At 45.8% G+C, this 16,545-nt stretch carries 16 protein-coding genes and 1 pseudogene; 6 read left to right on the forward strand and 11 right to left on the reverse strand.

Annotation, left to right across the window (positions count from 1 at the left end; translation table 11 throughout):
• Positions 1-7 precede the first annotated feature (7 nt).
• Positions 8-742: pseudogene (locus KGF88_RS10740) on the reverse strand (replicative DNA helicase); the annotation flags it as partial.
• 60 nt (positions 743-802) lie between these two features.
• Between KGF88_RS10740 and KGF88_RS10745 the strand changes: the two are divergent.
• Positions 803-2,008 carry an IS256 family transposase gene (locus tag KGF88_RS10745; protein ID WP_257119929.1) on the forward strand — a complete coding sequence of 402 codons (1,206 nt, stop codon included), beginning with the start codon at positions 803-805 and terminating at the stop codon, positions 2,006-2,008.
• Between the two features lie 30 nt (positions 2,009-2,038).
• Here the strand turns inward: KGF88_RS10745 and KGF88_RS10750 are convergent, their stop codons facing one another.
• Together KGF88_RS10750 and KGF88_RS10755 are read right to left on the reverse strand one after the other, a co-directional pair.
• Positions 2,039-2,629 (reverse strand): DnaB-like helicase N-terminal domain-containing protein, encoded by a 591-nt coding sequence (locus KGF88_RS10750; protein ID WP_153827417.1) that lies wholly within the window; start codon positions 2,627-2,629, stop codon positions 2,039-2,041.
• 264 nt (positions 2,630-2,893) lie between these two features.
• Positions 2,894-3,112 (reverse strand): hypothetical protein, encoded by a 219-nt coding sequence (locus KGF88_RS10755; RefSeq protein ID WP_153827418.1) that lies wholly within the window; start codon positions 3,110-3,112, stop codon positions 2,894-2,896.
• A gap of 622 nt (positions 3,113-3,734) precedes the next feature.
• Here KGF88_RS10755 and KGF88_RS10760 point away from each other — a divergent pair.
• Positions 3,735-6,626, forward strand: a complete 2,892-nt coding sequence (locus tag KGF88_RS10760; protein WP_257119930.1) for a UvrD-helicase domain-containing protein — start codon at positions 3,735-3,737, stop codon at positions 6,624-6,626.
• 260 nt (positions 6,627-6,886) lie between these two features.
• Here the strand turns inward: KGF88_RS10760 and KGF88_RS10765 are convergent, their stop codons facing one another.
• The 4 genes from KGF88_RS10765 to KGF88_RS10780 form a co-directional block, all read right to left on the reverse strand.
• The gene (locus KGF88_RS10765) at positions 6,887-7,162 is read right to left on the reverse strand and encodes a hypothetical protein (protein WP_153827373.1); all 276 of its coding nucleotides are present in this window, start codon (positions 7,160-7,162) and stop codon (positions 6,887-6,889) included.
• The gene (locus tag KGF88_RS10770) at positions 7,155-7,328 is read right to left on the reverse strand and encodes a hypothetical protein (protein ID WP_153827374.1); all 174 of its coding nucleotides are present in this window, start codon (positions 7,326-7,328) and stop codon (positions 7,155-7,157) included. Before KGF88_RS10770 ends, KGF88_RS10765 begins: the two co-directional genes overlap by 8 nt.
• Positions 7,329-7,520: 192 nt before the next feature.
• A complete protein-coding gene (locus KGF88_RS10775) occupies positions 7,521-8,510 on the reverse strand; it encodes an RHS repeat-associated core domain-containing protein (RefSeq protein ID WP_153827375.1) in 990 nt (329 codons plus the stop codon).
• A gap of 15 nt (positions 8,511-8,525) precedes the next feature.
• Positions 8,526-9,044, reverse strand: coding sequence for a hypothetical protein (locus KGF88_RS10780; protein ID WP_153827376.1), 519 nt, complete (start codon positions 9,042-9,044; stop codon positions 8,526-8,528).
• 124 nt (positions 9,045-9,168) lie between these two features.
• Here KGF88_RS10780 and KGF88_RS10785 point away from each other — a divergent pair, with 124 nt between their 5' ends.
• Positions 9,169-9,789 carry a DUF6088 family protein gene (locus tag KGF88_RS10785; RefSeq protein WP_153827377.1) on the forward strand — a complete coding sequence of 207 codons (621 nt, stop codon included), beginning with the start codon at positions 9,169-9,171 and terminating at the stop codon, positions 9,787-9,789.
• Positions 9,789-10,847, forward strand: a complete 1,059-nt coding sequence (locus tag KGF88_RS10790; RefSeq protein ID WP_153827378.1) for a nucleotidyl transferase AbiEii/AbiGii toxin family protein — start codon at positions 9,789-9,791, stop codon at positions 10,845-10,847. The genes KGF88_RS10785 and KGF88_RS10790 overlap by 1 nt, the downstream gene beginning before the upstream one ends.
• Before the next feature lie 441 nt (positions 10,848-11,288).
• On the opposite strand, the gene KGF88_RS10795 is transcribed toward KGF88_RS10790, so the two are convergent.
• From KGF88_RS10795 to KGF88_RS10805, 4 genes are all read right to left on the reverse strand, one after another.
• Positions 11,289-12,593 carry a type II toxin-antitoxin system HipA family toxin gene (locus KGF88_RS10795; protein ID WP_257119931.1) on the reverse strand — a complete coding sequence of 435 codons (1,305 nt, stop codon included), beginning with the start codon at positions 12,591-12,593 and terminating at the stop codon, positions 11,289-11,291.
• Positions 12,593-12,835 (reverse strand): helix-turn-helix domain-containing protein, encoded by a 243-nt coding sequence (locus KGF88_RS13945; RefSeq protein WP_153827263.1) that lies wholly within the window; start codon positions 12,833-12,835, stop codon positions 12,593-12,595. The genes KGF88_RS10795 and KGF88_RS13945 overlap by 1 nt, the downstream gene beginning before the upstream one ends.
• Positions 12,836-13,004: 169 nt before the next feature.
• Positions 13,005-13,265, reverse strand: a complete 261-nt coding sequence (locus tag KGF88_RS10800) for a hypothetical protein (protein ID WP_153827264.1) — start codon at positions 13,263-13,265, stop codon at positions 13,005-13,007.
• A gap of 186 nt (positions 13,266-13,451) precedes the next feature.
• Positions 13,452-14,222 (reverse strand): type IV toxin-antitoxin system AbiEi family antitoxin, encoded by a 771-nt coding sequence (locus KGF88_RS10805; RefSeq protein ID WP_153827265.1) that lies wholly within the window; start codon positions 14,220-14,222, stop codon positions 13,452-13,454.
• A gap of 592 nt (positions 14,223-14,814) precedes the next feature.
• Between KGF88_RS10805 and KGF88_RS10810 the strand changes: the two genes are divergently transcribed.
• Both KGF88_RS10810 and KGF88_RS10815 read left to right on the forward strand, forming a co-directional pair.
• Positions 14,815-15,435: a DUF6088 family protein gene (locus tag KGF88_RS10810; protein WP_153827266.1), complete on the forward strand. Its 621-nt coding sequence runs from the start codon at positions 14,815-14,817 to the stop codon at positions 15,433-15,435.
• Positions 15,435-16,493 (forward strand): nucleotidyl transferase AbiEii/AbiGii toxin family protein, encoded by a 1,059-nt coding sequence (locus tag KGF88_RS10815; protein ID WP_153827267.1) that lies wholly within the window; start codon positions 15,435-15,437, stop codon positions 16,491-16,493. Before KGF88_RS10810 ends, KGF88_RS10815 begins: the two co-directional genes overlap by 1 nt.
• The last annotated feature ends 52 nt before the right edge of the window (positions 16,494-16,545 follow it).

The raw sequence follows: 16,545 nt of genomic DNA on the forward strand, positions 1-16,545 counted from the left end.
TTCTTCCTTATTCCTTGTTGTCAAAACGAGAAATACTGCCATTGAATATCAGTTCTATGGTTGCCAACGGACCGTTACGTTGTTTACCGATAATCAATTCCGATACATTCGGATTAGTAGTCTCTTCATAGTAATACCCATCTCTATAAACAAATGCAATGATATCCGCATCTTGTTCAATTGAACCCGATTCGCGCAAATCTGAGTTGATAGGCCGTTTGTCTTGGCGCAGCTCTAACGTTCGATTTAATTGTGACAATGCAACAACTGGAACATCTCACTCTTTAGCTAGCGCTTTTAAAGAACGAGAAATTTCAGCAATTTCTTGAGTGCGATTATCACTTTTTGACGGTACTCTCATTAATTGAAGGTAATCAATCATGATGTGTGATAGACCACCATGCTTTTTAGATACTCGACGAGCTCGAGAGCGAATCTCCGTTGGGGTTAAATCGCTACTATCATCAATATAAAGTTGCGCCCGTTGGTGAATTATTGTTGCACTGCTTTCGACTCTTTCTCGCTCAGTGAGAGTGAGTTGTCCATTTTGGATTTTCACAAGCTCAACACGAGAAATAGAAGCAAGCATTCTCATTATGAGTTTTTCGGAAGGCATTTCCAGACTAAACACTAAGGCGGGACGTCTATTATTTAAAGCAATGAACTCAACCATATTCATGGCTAAAGTTGTTTTCCCCATAGATGGACGCGCAGCCAAAATAATTAACTGCCCACCCCGCAGGAGAGTGTAAAAATATCTGTGTAAATGGCATTCTTAACAATATCGAAGAAGGATATCAGAATGCCAATATCAGACAAACTCATCGACCAGCTGCTGGACGGCTGTGATTCCCCAGAAGACATCTTAGGCGAAGCCGGCCTACTCAAACAGCTTACCAAGAAGGTGGCAGAGCGGGTGCTAGAGGCTGAAATGGAAGCTCATTTAGGCTACGCACCAAATGTCTCAGCCGGCAACAACAGCGGCAACTCTCGTAATGGTAAAACCAAGAAAACTGTTCGTAGCATCAATGGCGATGTCGAACTAGATATTCCTCGTGACCGTAACGGTAGTTTTGAGCCCAAGTTAGTTCGCAAAGGCGAACGCCAGCTGAATGGATTTGATGAGCGCATCATAGCATTGTATGCGCGTGGCATGACTACTCGTGACATTCAAGCATACCTTGAAGAAGCCTATGGTGTTGAAGTCTCGCCGACGTTCATTTCTCAGGTGACCAACGCCGTCATGGACGAGGTCAAGGCCTGGCAGCATCGTCCGTTGGCAAAGCTGTACCCAGTTGTTTACCTTGATTGTCTAGTCGTTCGCAGCCGTGATTCTGGTGTTGTACAGAATAAGTCAGTGTACCTAGCGCTTGGCATCAACACTGACGGTGAAAAAGAGCTGCTCGGGCTGTGGATGGCTCAAACTGAAGGCGCTAAATTCTGGCTATCGGTAATGAACGAGCTGAAAAACCGTGGTGTAGACGATATCTTCATTGCCTGCTGCGATGGCCTTAAAGGCTTCCCTGAAGCCATTGAGGCGGTTTACCCGAAGACTCAAGTGCAACTGTGCATTGTGCACCAAATTCGCCACTCTCTGCGGTACGTAAACTGGAAACAGCGCAAGACTATTGCCGCTGATTTAAAACTCATTTATGGCGCGGCTACTCGCGCTGAAGCCGAGCAGGCACTAGAAAATTTCGCCTCGACATGGGACTCTGAGCATCCCACCATCAGTCGCTCATGGCGGGCAAACTGGGAGCGCTTAAGTGTGTTCTTCGACTACCCAGTTGAGATACGCAAGGCCATTTATACCACCAATGCCATTGAGTCGCTGAATGCGTCACTGCGCAAAATCACCAAAACTCGCCGGTCGTTCCCTAACGACGAAGCCGTCATGAAGGTGCTGTACTTGGCCTTGCATCAGGCTTCAAAAAAGTGGACTATGCCCATACGCAACTGGAAGCCAGCGATGGCACAGTTCGAGATTATATATCAGGATCGGATTTAACAGTGAAACCAGCCATTTACACAAAATCTTTTACAGTCTCCCCCGCAGCCCTGAAGTTACTGTGTCAAAATCTTTATACCCAGTACGTAAACCAACAACACCATCGCTATTAGGGATCGAACTAACCTCTTCAATACGAGCAATTGTTTGTTTAAGTATTTGATGCGTATCTTGAAGACGGTCGGTCGTCTCTTGATGTTTCAACCGAGATAGTTGCACTTCACTTTCATCAAGTAACGTTTCAATATTTCCAGTTGAATCACGAGCCGCTTTCTCAATTGAACTCGCTACCGCAATCAATCGACGCCGAATTGCGCAGTCAAGAACGCGTTGAATATGATTATCAATAGATGATGAACTGGCAGCTAACTTTATTAGCTCATCTAAATAAGCAATCGCAACTTGTGTCTTTGTCCGTTCTAACGATTCTGAAAGTGTAACTATGTCTATAGTTTTTGATTGTGCGAAAAGTTCAGACATACCCTTAGCAATTTTTCTATGCTCTGCTGAGTAAAAATCATTATGCGAGAGCTTTTCCGCTACTTTCTCCATCGCCTCCGGTTGCCGTAACACCGTACTCAAAACCATTTGTTCAGCGTAATTATCTTGTGGCGTTTTCATATCATCTTTCCCCGATTTGTTGGTGAAAGACAACAGGCTTTTGGACGCCACAACGTTCGCTAAAAATGAAAAAAATCAAAACCACCTAGAAACAAGTGCAAATCACATATTAAACAGTCACTTAAAAATCTTTGTGGCTTTTGAGATTCCCTAAAACACGGCCAACTGAATACTAAATCGTCGCGGCTTCAATCATGGCCAGTGATTACTTAATAAGTAGTTAAGGCTACTTTTTAAAAAAAGCTCAACCAATTGGTTGTAACCTCAGGCAAAGATTACATACAGCACTAGCAGGAAAATACTACCAAACACTACTCTAAACACAGTCGGAGACACGTATTTTTTCGCCCATTCTTCAAGCTTGTCAAAGGTATAATCCGCTATACCCTGGCCAAAGGATGTCGCTCCGCAGGCTTTACAATTTCCATATTTATCGAGCTGTTGTTTTTTCTTTTTACAGTTTCTGCATGTCCCCACTGTCATTCGCCATCTCCTTTGGGCTGGTTCAAGAAATCAAATTGTCTATAAATCGATCTGAGCTTAATACTAAGTTATAATTTTGTGAACTCCCAACCAACTATAATCATTAAAAACTACTTTTCCCCCTCAGGTAAAGCTTACAATCCCTCTCAGAAACTTTCAGAATCGCTCAAAAATGGTGGAATTTTTTCCACCTAAAAACTCAGGTTTTTTCGAAGGTTCAGAATTTTTTGTCGCGAGGCAAAGGTCAAAATTTGAAATTTCGAAGTCGGTATTCTGTGACCAATTTTGTCATTAAACGGTCTCAAAAGTGTCGATTTTGACGCTAAACAAAAAGTCAGAACACCGTTTAATCCCTTGCCAGACCTAGCTTTAACGATTTACCACCGAACCCGTGACCGCCCTCCGGAGGCAGAGGTCACAGGTTCGACTCCTGTCGGGTGCGCCATTTCTTATAAGGTCTTTACTGATAGTAAACACTAACAAATGTTTCTATGGGACCAAATTGGGACCAATTTATTAGCCCTGATGCGAACCAGGAGCCGCCCCTCCTCTCCCCAACGTGCAAAATTAGCTGTATAGTTACCCACAACGGATGTAAGACATCGCCTACAGCGGGACAATCGTGGCAAGCAACAACGTGGAACAGAGAAAGACAATAGAACTGCATCCCAACTGGGTTGGCAAGTTGTTCGGCGACTATACGCAGCTGACCATAGACGCAGACAGCTTTTACATTGAAGAGCGTAATTGCAAGCAAACGTTACTTGGCACCTTCGATGAGCTGGCTACACTACCGACCACCGAAAAAGGACTATTCTGGTCAAGCCTAACCATTACCTTGGTGCCGAATAAACGCTACATTTTTAGCTTTATCACCAACGCAGCACTGACAAACGCGCTGCCAAAAATTCAGAAGCTGTGTTTACCGGCTCTGCAGCAGCGCATATACACAACCTACCAGCAGTTTCAGCAAAACGCGATAAAGCAGTATTTAAGAGACTCCACTATTCCAGCGCTCGAAACTCAACTAAACCATTTGCTGCCACTGGCGAAGGTAACTCAGTTCGAAGCAACAACGCGCCAGCAACTGCAGTTCATGCTTGGCCAAACACCAATTAGTGAACACGCAGATAACTTACGCGAAACGTACGAGAAACGCACATTAGCAACATACCAAAGTTTTTACGACAAGGCCGAAGCCAACCCGCTAACGCACAGTCAACGCTTGGCGGTTATTCGCAACAATGATTTCAACCTCGTACTCGCCGCCGCCGGTACAGGGAAAACCTCTGTGATGGTGGCAAAAGCACTTGATCTCATCGTTAACCACGGCGTGAAACCCCATGAAATTTTGGTGTTAGCTTATAACCGTGCCGCCGCGAACGAGCTGCAAGAGCGCTTCAACAAACGTGCCAAAGCTATAGGCACCGAAACAGAAAACGAAAGCAACACCCCAAGCATCGCCACCTTCCACGCCCTCGGCCGAGCCATACTTAAGCAAGCCAACCACACAGTGCACTTATCCAAATTTACCGATGACCCGAAAAAGCTCAATCAGTGGGTCACGCAATGGCTAATTAACCAACTGAGGGAACTCCTCACCGTACTCGAAAAGCTATTCTCTTTAGTGTTCAAACCGGTAAACCCGTTTGATTTCGAAGCCCAAGAAGACTACGAAAATTACGTACGCGACAACGAATACCGCACGCTCAACGGCGAACTAGTAAAAGGCTACCAAGAGCTGATCATAGCCAACTGGCTATGCCGAAATGGCATCGAATACCAGTACGAAGCGCCATACAAAAGCAAGCGACGCATAGCCGAAGGTGTTGATTACAAACCAGATTTTTACTTAACCGAGGCTGATATCTATCTTGAGCATTTTGGCGTCGACAGGCACGGCAAAACCCGGCCCGATATCGACCGCCAAAAATACAATCAAGAAATGGAGTTGAAGCGCAACTTGCACCGCGAATGCGGCACCAAGCTAATAGAGACGCATCATTACGACTGGGTGGAGGGGAAGCTAGAGCAGCGGCTCGAACAGCTGATGCGCGAAAACAACGTGAAACTTCAACCACTAACGAACGATGAGCTGCTCGAAAAACTTAATAATAGCGATCTTATTTCGACCTTAGCCGAAGTGCTATACAAATCGCTGCAGGCCATTCGCACCGAGCAACTCAACAGCGACGGCATCAGCGCACGCCTAGCCCAGCTCGATAACCAACACGCCAATTGGTGCGCAGCTTTTCTCACGCGCTTACACCAGTCATATCAAGAGGCCTTGCGCGAAGAAAATGCCATCGATTTCGACGACATGATTTTGCAAGCGCAAGCGGTTATTCAGCAACAGCGTTTTAAGCCCAAATGGCGACACATTCTGGTCGACGAGTTTCAGGATATTTCTGCCGCTCGACTAGGCCTCGTCAAAACACTCATCAAACACGGGCCGAACCCAACCATGACGGCGGTTGGCGACGACTGGCAGTCTATTTACCGGTTCTCGGGCGGCAAGCTCGAAATCACCACCCGCTTTGGCGAGTACCTAGGCACGCATAGCCTAACAAAACTCGACAAAACCTTTCGCTACAACAACAGCATAGCCGACACCGCTGGCAACTTTGTGATGGAAAACCCTGAGCAATACAAAAAGCAGGTCGAAACCCATACCAAAGTGAGCAACCCACAAGTTTACTTGCTAGACACCCTCATCGCTGGCAAGCCCGATCCGGCCGGCAAAGTCGCCAAAATTATTCAAGCCATTCGCGAACACGCCCCCGAAGACAGCATTGCCATCATTTGTCGCTACAATTATTTACTCAACGACGTACGCGAGAACCTAAAACACGACGCAGAGCTGCAAGACGGCCAGCTGAAGAACATCAACTACTGGACCTTTCACAAATCCAAAGGCCTCGAAGCCGACCACTGTATTTTGGTGGGATTTTTTCAGGGCAAAGTCGGATTTCCGAACGAAAACAAAGGCCATTACATTGTCGAAACCTTACTGCCGACCCTCGATTCATTTAAACACTCCGAAGAGCGCCGACTATTTTACGTCGGCCTAACGCGCGCTCGTAAAAAGAGCTATCTCGTCGCCGACCCGCATGGCATGTCAGCGTTCATTAAAGAAATACTGACACCCAAATACGATATCGCAATTTCTTCAGAGCGTTTTCGGGAGAAGTTTCAGGAAATATTCAAGTGTCCGAAATGCACCAACGGCTATCTGAAACGCCACCAAGGCCAATATGGCGCATTCTACCGCTGCACCACCGGCAACGGCTGCTCGGTACGCCCGCGAGTTTGCAGCGCGTGCGGCTCACCCACCATCGACCACTGGTTCCATAGCATCTGCAACAACCCCGACTGCCGCGGCGAAACGCCAATTTGCGATAAGTGCGGCCGCCCCATGAAACAGCGCGAAGGCCGCTACGGAAAATTTTGGGGTTGCACCGGCTACGGTATCAAAGACGACCAATGCCGACACACCCGCAAATGGCTGCCTTGAAGATAGGGGTGCAGCCCCTGGTCTGGACCAGGGGCTGGAGCGAAGATGATAAACCTTAAACGTTTGTGCACTAATCGCATGATTGAGTTTGAAGTGCCCGCCCTGCTGGTAAGCACTGATCACCTCTGCCGGAATCCAGTGACCAGACTGCTGGCGATTTCTTTCAAAACAGCTCAGCTCAAACATTCAGCATTAGCAACAAAATCCCCATCAGCAACATCTGAGTTTTGTGGTGCGAGGCAGGGCTTTGGATTCAAAAGCTATTTACTTTTATCATCTGATTTCTTCGGAACAACACCACCAATAGCCAAATATAAAAAAGCCAAACTAAACCCAACTGTCTTAGCCAAATTTATATAAAAAGATCTTGGGGATTCAACCAAGGTGTATTGAATTCCTCGCCTAATGATATATTCGTTGGAGTAGTCTATATAAGCTTCTTTAGCAAAATATACGGCCAACAGTCCCATTACTATTTTAATAGGCCAAGCCATGTATTTATTTAGCTCAATTTTTACTAATTTAATTTCATTCATTGATATCTTCTTTAATTACTTCAGAAATTTCATGCTGGCCAGCCTCACTAACTGCTTTAATTGCTCCTTGGATTTGTTTCGACTCTCCAGCCAATCCACTGGCTATTTTTGCAATCGTACCTACTGACTTTGCTCCAGTAACCGTGGCTACAGATTCAACTAACAAATCTTTACCTGGAGTGTCTGATAGAGCAGCTTCTACAAACCCGCTAACACCGCCAACAATCGCTAGTGGTACGGCAATTTGAGGTTGCCCTAGAAGCCCTGCACCAACAGCCCCTAAAGTTGTTGCATTAGAGAGGTCACCGGCCCCCGTCCTAACTGCACCTTTTGCAGCTTGTAATCCATCTGCGATATCTTATGGTGCTTGAGTATTGGCATTGTCTACATTCGTGTAACCAAACATTTGTGCAATCATGTTACCAGTAGGCTCTTTACCATCCGGATCAACATACTTATACGGATTATTATTGGCATAAACATAGCGGTTAAACATCATCGGGTTGCTGGCGGTAAAGCCTACCGGATCATTGCTGTAAAACCGCCCAATAATTGGGTCATAGTATCGTGCCTGCATATAAGTTAACTGTAAGTCGTTATCTTCGACATGGCCTGTATAACCTGGCTCATCCGACAGAGTGCGCGGATCCGCATATTTTGCTACGAGCTGGCTGCCTAAGTAGTAATAGTCGGTATAACCATTACTTTCATAGGTACTCATCAATACTCCAGCGCTGTTATACAGACTATAGGTTTTTGCGCCGTTTTTGTTCTTGACGATTCTGCGGCCATGGCCGTCATATACATAGCTGTTTGTGCCGGAGCTGGCTAATCGGTTTGCTCGGTTAAAAGTGAAAGTACGTAACCCGTTACTCGCAACATTGAAGCGGCTGTCATAACTAAAGCTTTGATTTAGGCTTCCGCTGATACTCGCCAAACGATTATTGGTATCATAATTGTAAATAATATCCTGTGTACCGAGCGTCTTGCGGGTGATATTGCCTACCGTATCGTAATTAAAGCTACCGCTTCCCCAAAACCCGTTCGCAGTTTTAAGACGCCCTAAGCCATCGTATGTCATATTGGTGACGCTGTTCGCCGGCGTCACAGAGTCCAATATCGCAGTGAGGTTACTGTTATCATCGTAGCTGTATTGCTGGGACAACATATCGCTGGTTTTTCTGACACGTCTTAGCTCTGGTCGCTGTTGCGCATCCAAGGTTTGATTAAACGTCAGCGTATTGCCATAGTTAAAACTTTTCAGTTGGCCATTTGGGTAGTACTCAGCGTTAGTCGCATAGCTGCCACTACTAAGCGCTCGACCTAACGCATTAACAGTAAAAGTCACACTCCTGCCAGATGGCTAACTCAAGGACGTCAACTGTCCCAACGCATTATATCCAGGGTCCAATACAAAGGTCAGGTTATCGACAGTCAGTAATTCTTTTTCTATCAGACCAAGCGAATTGTATTGATACTCCCACGCGGTACTTCCTGACGTTAGATTACTCAGGTTACCCTGTGCATCAAAGGTATAAAGGCTATTGCCGCTGCTATCCGGATAGGTGATTTGTCTGATATTGCCAATGCTGTCATAGCTAAACTGGGTCTTTTCACTCGCTAGCACACTGGTGGTGGCACAGGCGTTTATAGCACCTGATGCGCCCTTAGCCTCCCAAATCACATCACCAACGCTGTTGTAATCATATGCCGTTGAGCCGACATCAGGGCGATAGAGACGACAAAGCCGTTGATTGGCATTGTAGTAACGATTCTCTGTAATACCACCTTGAACAACACTTGCAATCCGGTCAAACAGATTGTAGTTAATCGTCGTAGTAACACTTTCAGTGTTGACTTTTTTAGAGGTATTTACAACCACCGCCTCATCCTTACCAAAAACTGGTTACCTTAATCAAGTAATCCTGACATCAGTGGCCGTGTACAACATGTATTTAAAGGTGTATAATTAATCAACATATAAATTCATAGTCAGGATTTTTCCAATGTCAATCACCGCACAAGTTGAGTCTCGGATTGCTCGCATGAGAAAAGGTGTTCCTTTTTCCATAGAGGGATTTTATGAGCTAGGTACGGAAAGTGCCGTTCAGAAAGCTTTTAGCCGATTGGCGAAGTCAGGCGAGATTGTGCGTGTGTCAAAAGGCTTTTACGTTCGTCCTAAGTCAATCGAAAGCTTACCGGGGGCGAAGGTAATGCCCAGCCCAGAAGAAGTCGCAAAAGCTTGGGCGAGAAATTACGGGTACAAACTTGTTTCGAATGGCTTTGAAGCGGCGTATCGCATTGGGCTGCAAACTCAGGCTCCTGCCCGAACCATTTATTGGACGAACGGCCCATCGCGTGAATTTAAGGTAGGAAATTCAATCGTTGAAGTGAAGCACGTCGCATCGAATAAGCTTAAGTGGCTGAACCAGCCTGAAGGCATGATTCTTCGGGGTCTTTCGGTGATGGAGCCAGAACATTTCAAGCCAGAGCAGTTACGCAAGGTATTTAAGCGATTATCGTTGACAGGAAGTGAGAAGGAGCGTGTTCTCAGCAACCTCAAGCATTCTACGCTGAATTCGCAATGGCGCCAAAAGCTAGCGCAAGTTGAGAGTGCGACAGTGTGATGGACATATTTGATTACTATAGAACTGAAGCGAAACGAGCGGAACTAAAATTAATCCTCGACTATGCTGCACAGAACTCCGCAAGAGGTTTGGCCGCTAATTTTTTGGAGAAAGATATTTGGGTAACCGAAATTTTGCGGTTGCTATACGAAGAGGATTTATTAGATAGCCATGATGTGGCGTTCAAAGGTGGAACAGCCCTGAGTAAGTGCTATAGCACCATTGAGCGATTCTCTGAGGATATTGATTTATCGATTCATTGGGCTGATTTAGCAGAATCAGGTGATGAAGCTGCGGTGTGGGAGCTGACAACACGGAATCCCAGTCAGCAACGTAAATTTAGACGAGAGCAGAGAGAGCGTTTAGAAGGTTGGACCAACGAATTTGTTCAAAGGTTGAATGGCAGACTTTCAGATTATGGCATTGAGGGGCTGAACGCTGAAATTGAAGAAGGCTCTGGTGGTGAGAAAATCGACGTTCACTTCCCACATGTGGCATTCCAGGATGATTCTTATCAGTTAGAGCATGTACTGCTCGAATTTGGAGGTCGTAACCGGGGTCGGCCGACGGTTTCTAAACCGGTAACGACTTACCTGTCAGAAATAGATGCGGTTGCAGAGTCCCATACGTTACCGAAAGCCGCGGTGGAAGCTTACCACCCGGATTACATTATTTGGGAAAAGCTGACCGCACTCCATCAATTCTGCACGCAAGAGAACTCGCCTGATACGGTGCGGTTATCCAGACATTGGTATGATGTAGACTGTATTCTGCAAAATCTCTATGAAGGTTCGTACCAAAACATGGAAGCACTACAGGACGTGGTAGCGATGAAGTCGGCAAGGTGGGCTACTCGAGGCGTTTCCTTTGAAGTCATTCTTTCCGGTGAGTTGGTGTTAATTCCAACGGGGCGGCTGCTCGAAGATATCAAAAAAGATTACGACCAGTCTGTAAGCGGTGGAATGTTCTTCAGTACCCCTGATAGCTTTGCTGACATTATTGAGCGTTTAGCCGAACATCAAGACCTAATTAATCGCTTTTTGAACGAACGGCGTTAATTTCGATATTTGGAATAAAGCGATCTCGTTTGTTGGCATTATTAAATTATAGGCTAATCTACACACCTAAAGTCCGGTTAAAAGGTGGAATTTTTTCCACCTAAAAACTCAGGATTTTTCGGATGTTCAGAATTTTTTGTCGCGAGGCAAAGGTCAAAAATTGAAATTTCCACGTCGGTATTCTGTGACCAGTTTTGTCATTAAACGGTCTCAAAAGTGTCTATTTCGACGCCAAACAAAAAGCCACAACACCGTTTAAACCCTTGCCACGCCTAGCTTTAACGATTTACCACCGAACCCGTGACCGCCCTCCGGAGGCAGAGGTCACAGGTTCGACTCCTGTCGGGTGCGCCATTGTAACTACCCCGTAAAATAATACAGCTCACTCGTAGAGTGCTGTTTAACCTAAAGGTTTGAATCGCGACTAGTTTTCTAGACAGTTCATACCGTAAAACGCTCAAGCGCCTTCAATGTACCTTTGCGAATAGCTTCGGCGCTCTGCTCTGCGCGGATACTTATCGAGGCAGCTTCCTCTGATGCAATATCGAGACACGCTTCTAACTTGGCTGTGATGTTCTCAATTGTCGAATCCATGCGGTCTGGATCATAGCCAACACTCTTTGCGTGCGTTCTCCAGTGCCGAGGAAAAATCGTATGCCAATGATAATGCCGATTCTTACCATTCACGGCCATCGCCATTTTTATTTTTTTCGGATGTAAGTTGCCTACTTGCGCGAATCCATACGCTGATAATACGTCATACAAGGGGGTCAGCCGATATCCTTTGGGGGTCAGTGCCAGACTAAAGTTCTTTGCATGCCCGTCTATAGCAGCGAAAAGCCAATACAGTAGCTGCGCTGACATAAATGTATCCTGATCACGAACCGAAGCCGTAGATGTGGATAAAATATTCATGATCTCTTTAGCGCTTGGGCCACCATGCTCCTCATATTTTGAACCGCCTGCCACAGCAAGCGCTTGGCCGAAATCTTCTTGTGGTAGGCGATAAATCTTGTTCCCGATGACCTTTCTATCAAAGCGTTCAATAATCAAAACATCTTCACCATTGAAGCTGTCTATTTTTGTATGGGCTACCGGCAATCCAAGTGCCTGAACAACACGCATACAAAACCTTTCGTTTTCAACGCTACTCGATAAATCAGGTTCACCTGGGCGAGTTATGATTCGCGGTTTCAATATGTGCGTTGTTGGTGTTTGGCCTACAGGGATACCCCACTGTCCTTGCCAAAAAGTCAGCGCCGTTTTCTCTTGAGCGCCGGCAAGTGAAAAACGAAATGCATTCTCATGCTGCATACCGAGGGTTTTGCCGGTTCGAGAATCTGCTATGAGTTGGCCGATTTGTTCTTCATTCAACGGGATTATTTCAACGTCAGGAACCGGCTCGGGCTCCGGACTGGCAGCGAAGGTTAATGCGCCAATACAATCTTTGCCGACCGTTTGGAGCAAATCAAAAGGTTTTGTACTTTTAGCCCCAAGCCTATCCACAATCGTTTTACGAACATCCGGACTGTCGGGCAACAAATTATCAAAGTAAGCGTTTAGAGCTTCGCCGGAATATTCCTGCTCAGTTAATGGTATGGATATGGAGATTGCCCGTGCAAACTTGCATTGTAGCCAACTATCTGAATATCGAAAACTCAAGTTATTCAGCCGCGATGTCAACGTGCCAACGAACTGATCATTCATGTGGCAATAGAGTGTATTCTCATGTTTGCGTCGACCCATTACCAAATAACCTCGTTGTTATTTGAGGTGCTTTGTTCCACAGCGTCTGCGTTTAGCTGAATTCTGAGCGCTGCAAAAATTCGCAGCAAAGTTGATGTGTGCATTTCTCCGGTACGTTCAATCGAAGACACGCTTCGCTGCGAAAGATCGGTTAACCTTGCGAGTTCCTTTTGTGTGTAGCCCTGCTTCTTTCGGTGCGACTTAATAAGTGTCGCTAAGTCGGCTGGGCGCTGAATGATCATGAGTAAACCTCATCGATGTAGTCGGGTTCATAAATAGGCACAGATGAAGTGTAGTACATAAACCTATAAACATGAAGTAAACATCATAAATTTAACCTTATGATGTTTACTTCATTAATTAGTCCTCTGTAGTCGCCCCGAAAAATCGGAGCCGTCATAAATAGAATTCTCAACTCGCCAACAAAGCCGATAGCTTTTCCAGCTGCAGCTTATAAAACTTTGGGCTCTCTTTTTTAAATTTTGCTAAATTCATCAACTTCCACTTTACCGATGGAAATTGATGATAATCATAAACAGACCAGTTCGGCTCTAATTGATTAAAACTAAGCCGAAATTGCTTGTCCGCCTCGCTCAAACTCCGACGTATCGTATCTATCAACTTGAACCCTGTTGCTTCAAAATCAGCATAACTAAATACAACATTGCTCATGCCTTCAAACTGGTTTTTAAAAGCTGCCCTTTAGTCACGTAAGTTGGGGGCAAGCATTTCATGTGTTGGTCGATTGCTACTAATCAGCGCGAATAACAAGCCCCGTTTGATTTCATCGGTAAACCTCTTTCGCGATTTCCGGCAACACATCGAGTAGCAATTTCACCTGTTTTCTGTAAGCTTCATTCATTCCATTGACTCCAGTTCCTTTGGTACAGTGATTTGGTATTTCGGGATGTAAACACCGCTCGCTACTATCGCACGCTTACCCGAGCCTAGGTTTACACTGCTTAAATCAAGATATTGCATCCAGTCGTGATTTGCTTTCTCGGCCAGATAAAGAAATAAGCGTTTCACTTTTATTGAGTTACAGGCTTCTAATAACTTTTGTACAGATGCGGGCCGCAAGTTATTGAGGCCCTCCATAAGCTCATAAGCTTCCAGTAACGATTGTGATTTGGGTGCAAGATACAGACACTCCATGATGGCTCGCGCTGGCTCTGATACTTTAACCGTGAACTGTTTATGCGGTATTTTGGTTAAACCGATTTCCGCCGGCAGAAAGTTGGATAACGTGTACTTGACGTTCACGCTCCAGTCTTGTTTTTTAAACCACAAAGGCACATGCTCGCCGTGAACGCCAAATAGCTGCACGTGCTTTGGGGCAAGCTCTAAATAATGCGCTTTCCCTTGCAACCCTAGGGCAGTCCTCCCGCCAGGATGTAACGATAAGCCGAGCTGAGTTTGCATGGCGTACACCCCACCGAGATAATCCACGTGGTCGCCATAGCGTATTAATGCTCCCGCCCCGATGCTCTCAAACCACTGGCTTTTTTTATAGCGTTGCTGCAAGTCGAGGCTGTAGCCATTTTCAACAAGCCAAGATGAACAGAGCACGACGCCCAATGGTTGGGAGCTCAGCAGCCGGTTTAATTTTGATGATATATCCGAACTCATGGTACCAACCTGTTAATAATTTCAAACTACAGGTTAGTTTATATTTTCAATTATGTCAGTACTAATGGTGCTAATTTTTATAAAATTCCAAACCCAAAAGTCTATCGAGGATTTAGATAAATTATCATTCCACTAAAGAAGACTGGTGCTCCACATCTGAATAATCAGAGATACGCCCCCCCCCCACGAGCGTGGGGAAGACTCGTGACTTGCTTCTTCAGAGCGGCTCGCTTCGGAAACACCCCCACGAGCGTGGGTGTAGTCACCCCGAAAAATCGACGCAATTATAAGTGGGAAGTTGAATAATAGCGAAAAGATGCAGGATATGACCCAAATATTTTTACTTCATCCAACGGCCTTTCATGTCGATAAAACACGAAATAATCGACAAACAATCCTGTTGCGTCGATAGACTCGACATAGGTAAAAGTACGCATCTCGAGTCTTTAGAAGTATTTACAGCCACCGTCTTACCCTTACCCAAATAATTGGTTAGGTGGATCAAACAATCCTGACATCAATGACCATGTACATTGGGCAATTAAAGGTGTATATTTAATCAACACAGCATTTCATAGTCAGGATTATCTCAATGTCTATCACCGCACAAATTGAGTCTCGGATTGCTCGCATGAGAAAAGGGGTTCCTTTTTCCATAGAGGGATTTTATGAGCTAGGTACGGAAAGTGCCGTTCAGAAAGCTTTTAGCCGACTGGCGAAGTCAGGCGAGATTGTGCGTGTGTCAAAAGGCTTTTACGTTCGTCCTAAATCGATTGAGAGCTTACCGGGCGTGAAAATAATGCCCAGCCCGGAAGAGGTAGCAAAAGCCTGGGCGCGAAGTCATGGATATAAGCTTGTTTCGCATGGCTTTGAAGCGGCTTACCGACTGGGGCTGCAAACTCAATCTCCGGCTCGAACCATGTATTGGACGAATGGCCCTTCGCGTGAATTCAAAGTCGGAAACTCAGTGGTTCAGGTGAAACACGTCGCGTCCAGCAAGCTTAAGTGGCTGAACCAACCTGAAGGACTGATTCTTCGAAGCCTTTCGGTGATGGAGCCAGAGCATTTTAAGCCAGAGCAATTCCGTAAGGTATTTAATCGGCTGTCGTTGACGGAAAGTGAGAAGAAGCGAGTTCTTAAGAATCTCAAGCATTCCACATTGAGCTCTCAGTGGCGCCATAAACTCATGCAAGTTGAGAGTGCGACAGTGTGATGGGCATATTTGACTATTATAAGACCGACGCTAAACGAGCCGAGTTAAAATCAATCCTCGACTATGCTGCCCAGAACTCCGCCAGAGGTTTGGGTGCTAATTTCTTAGAGAAAGACATTTGGGTAACCGAAATTTTGCGGTTGCTTTACGAAGAAGATTTATTAGATGGCCATGACGTGGCGTTCAAAGGTGGAACGGCTCTTAGTAAGTGTTATAGCACCATCGAGCGATTCTCTGAGGATATTGATTTATCGATTCATTGGGCTGACTTAGCAGAATCAGATGATGAAGCGGCTGCGTGGGCGCAAACAACCAAAAGCCGTAATCAACGAGATAAGTTTAGGCGTGCTCAGGGTAAGCGATTAGAAGCCTGGGCTAACGATTTCGTTCAGAGATTGAATAAGCGGCTCTCAGGTTATGGCATTGAGGGCCTGAGCGCCGAAATAGAAGATGGCTCTGGTGGTGAGAAAATCGACATTCACTTCCCACATGTGGCATTTCAGGATGGCTCGTACCAACTGGAGCATGTACTGCTCGAATTTGGCGGCCGAAACCGGGGCCGGCCGACGGTTTCTAAACCGGTAACGACTTACCTGTCAGAAATAGATGAGGTTTCAAAGGCACACACCTTACCGAAAGCCGCAGTGGAGGCTTACCACCCGGATTACATTATTTGGGAAAAGCTGACCGCACTTCATCAATTCTGCACACAAGAGAACGCGCCTGATACGGTGCGGTTGTCCAGGCATTGGTACGACGTAGACTGCATTTTGAGAAACCTCGAGGAAGGCACATACCAAAGCGCCGAAGCACTGGAGAACGTTGTCGCGATGAAGTCCGCCAGGTGGGCGACTCGAGGTGTTTCTTTTGAAGACATTCTTTCCGGTGAATTGGTGTTAATCCCGCCCGACGGCTTGCTTAAAGAAATCAAAAGAGATTACGACCAGTCCGTAAGCGGTGGAATGTTCTTCAGTGCCCCTGATAGCTTTGCTGACATTATTGAGCGGCTGGCCGAACAGCAAGGGCAAATTAATGGCTTTCTGAAAGGGCTTAGGTAGCGCATGAGTGAGGTGGGTTCACAAGACATATGGATGCTAATCCAAGTAGAGG

Origin of the sequence: Idiomarina loihiensis (genome assembly GCF_024584785.1) — a bacterium.
In the GTDB taxonomy this organism is placed as follows: Bacteria; Pseudomonadota; Gammaproteobacteria; order Enterobacterales; family Alteromonadaceae; genus Pseudidiomarina; species Pseudidiomarina fusca.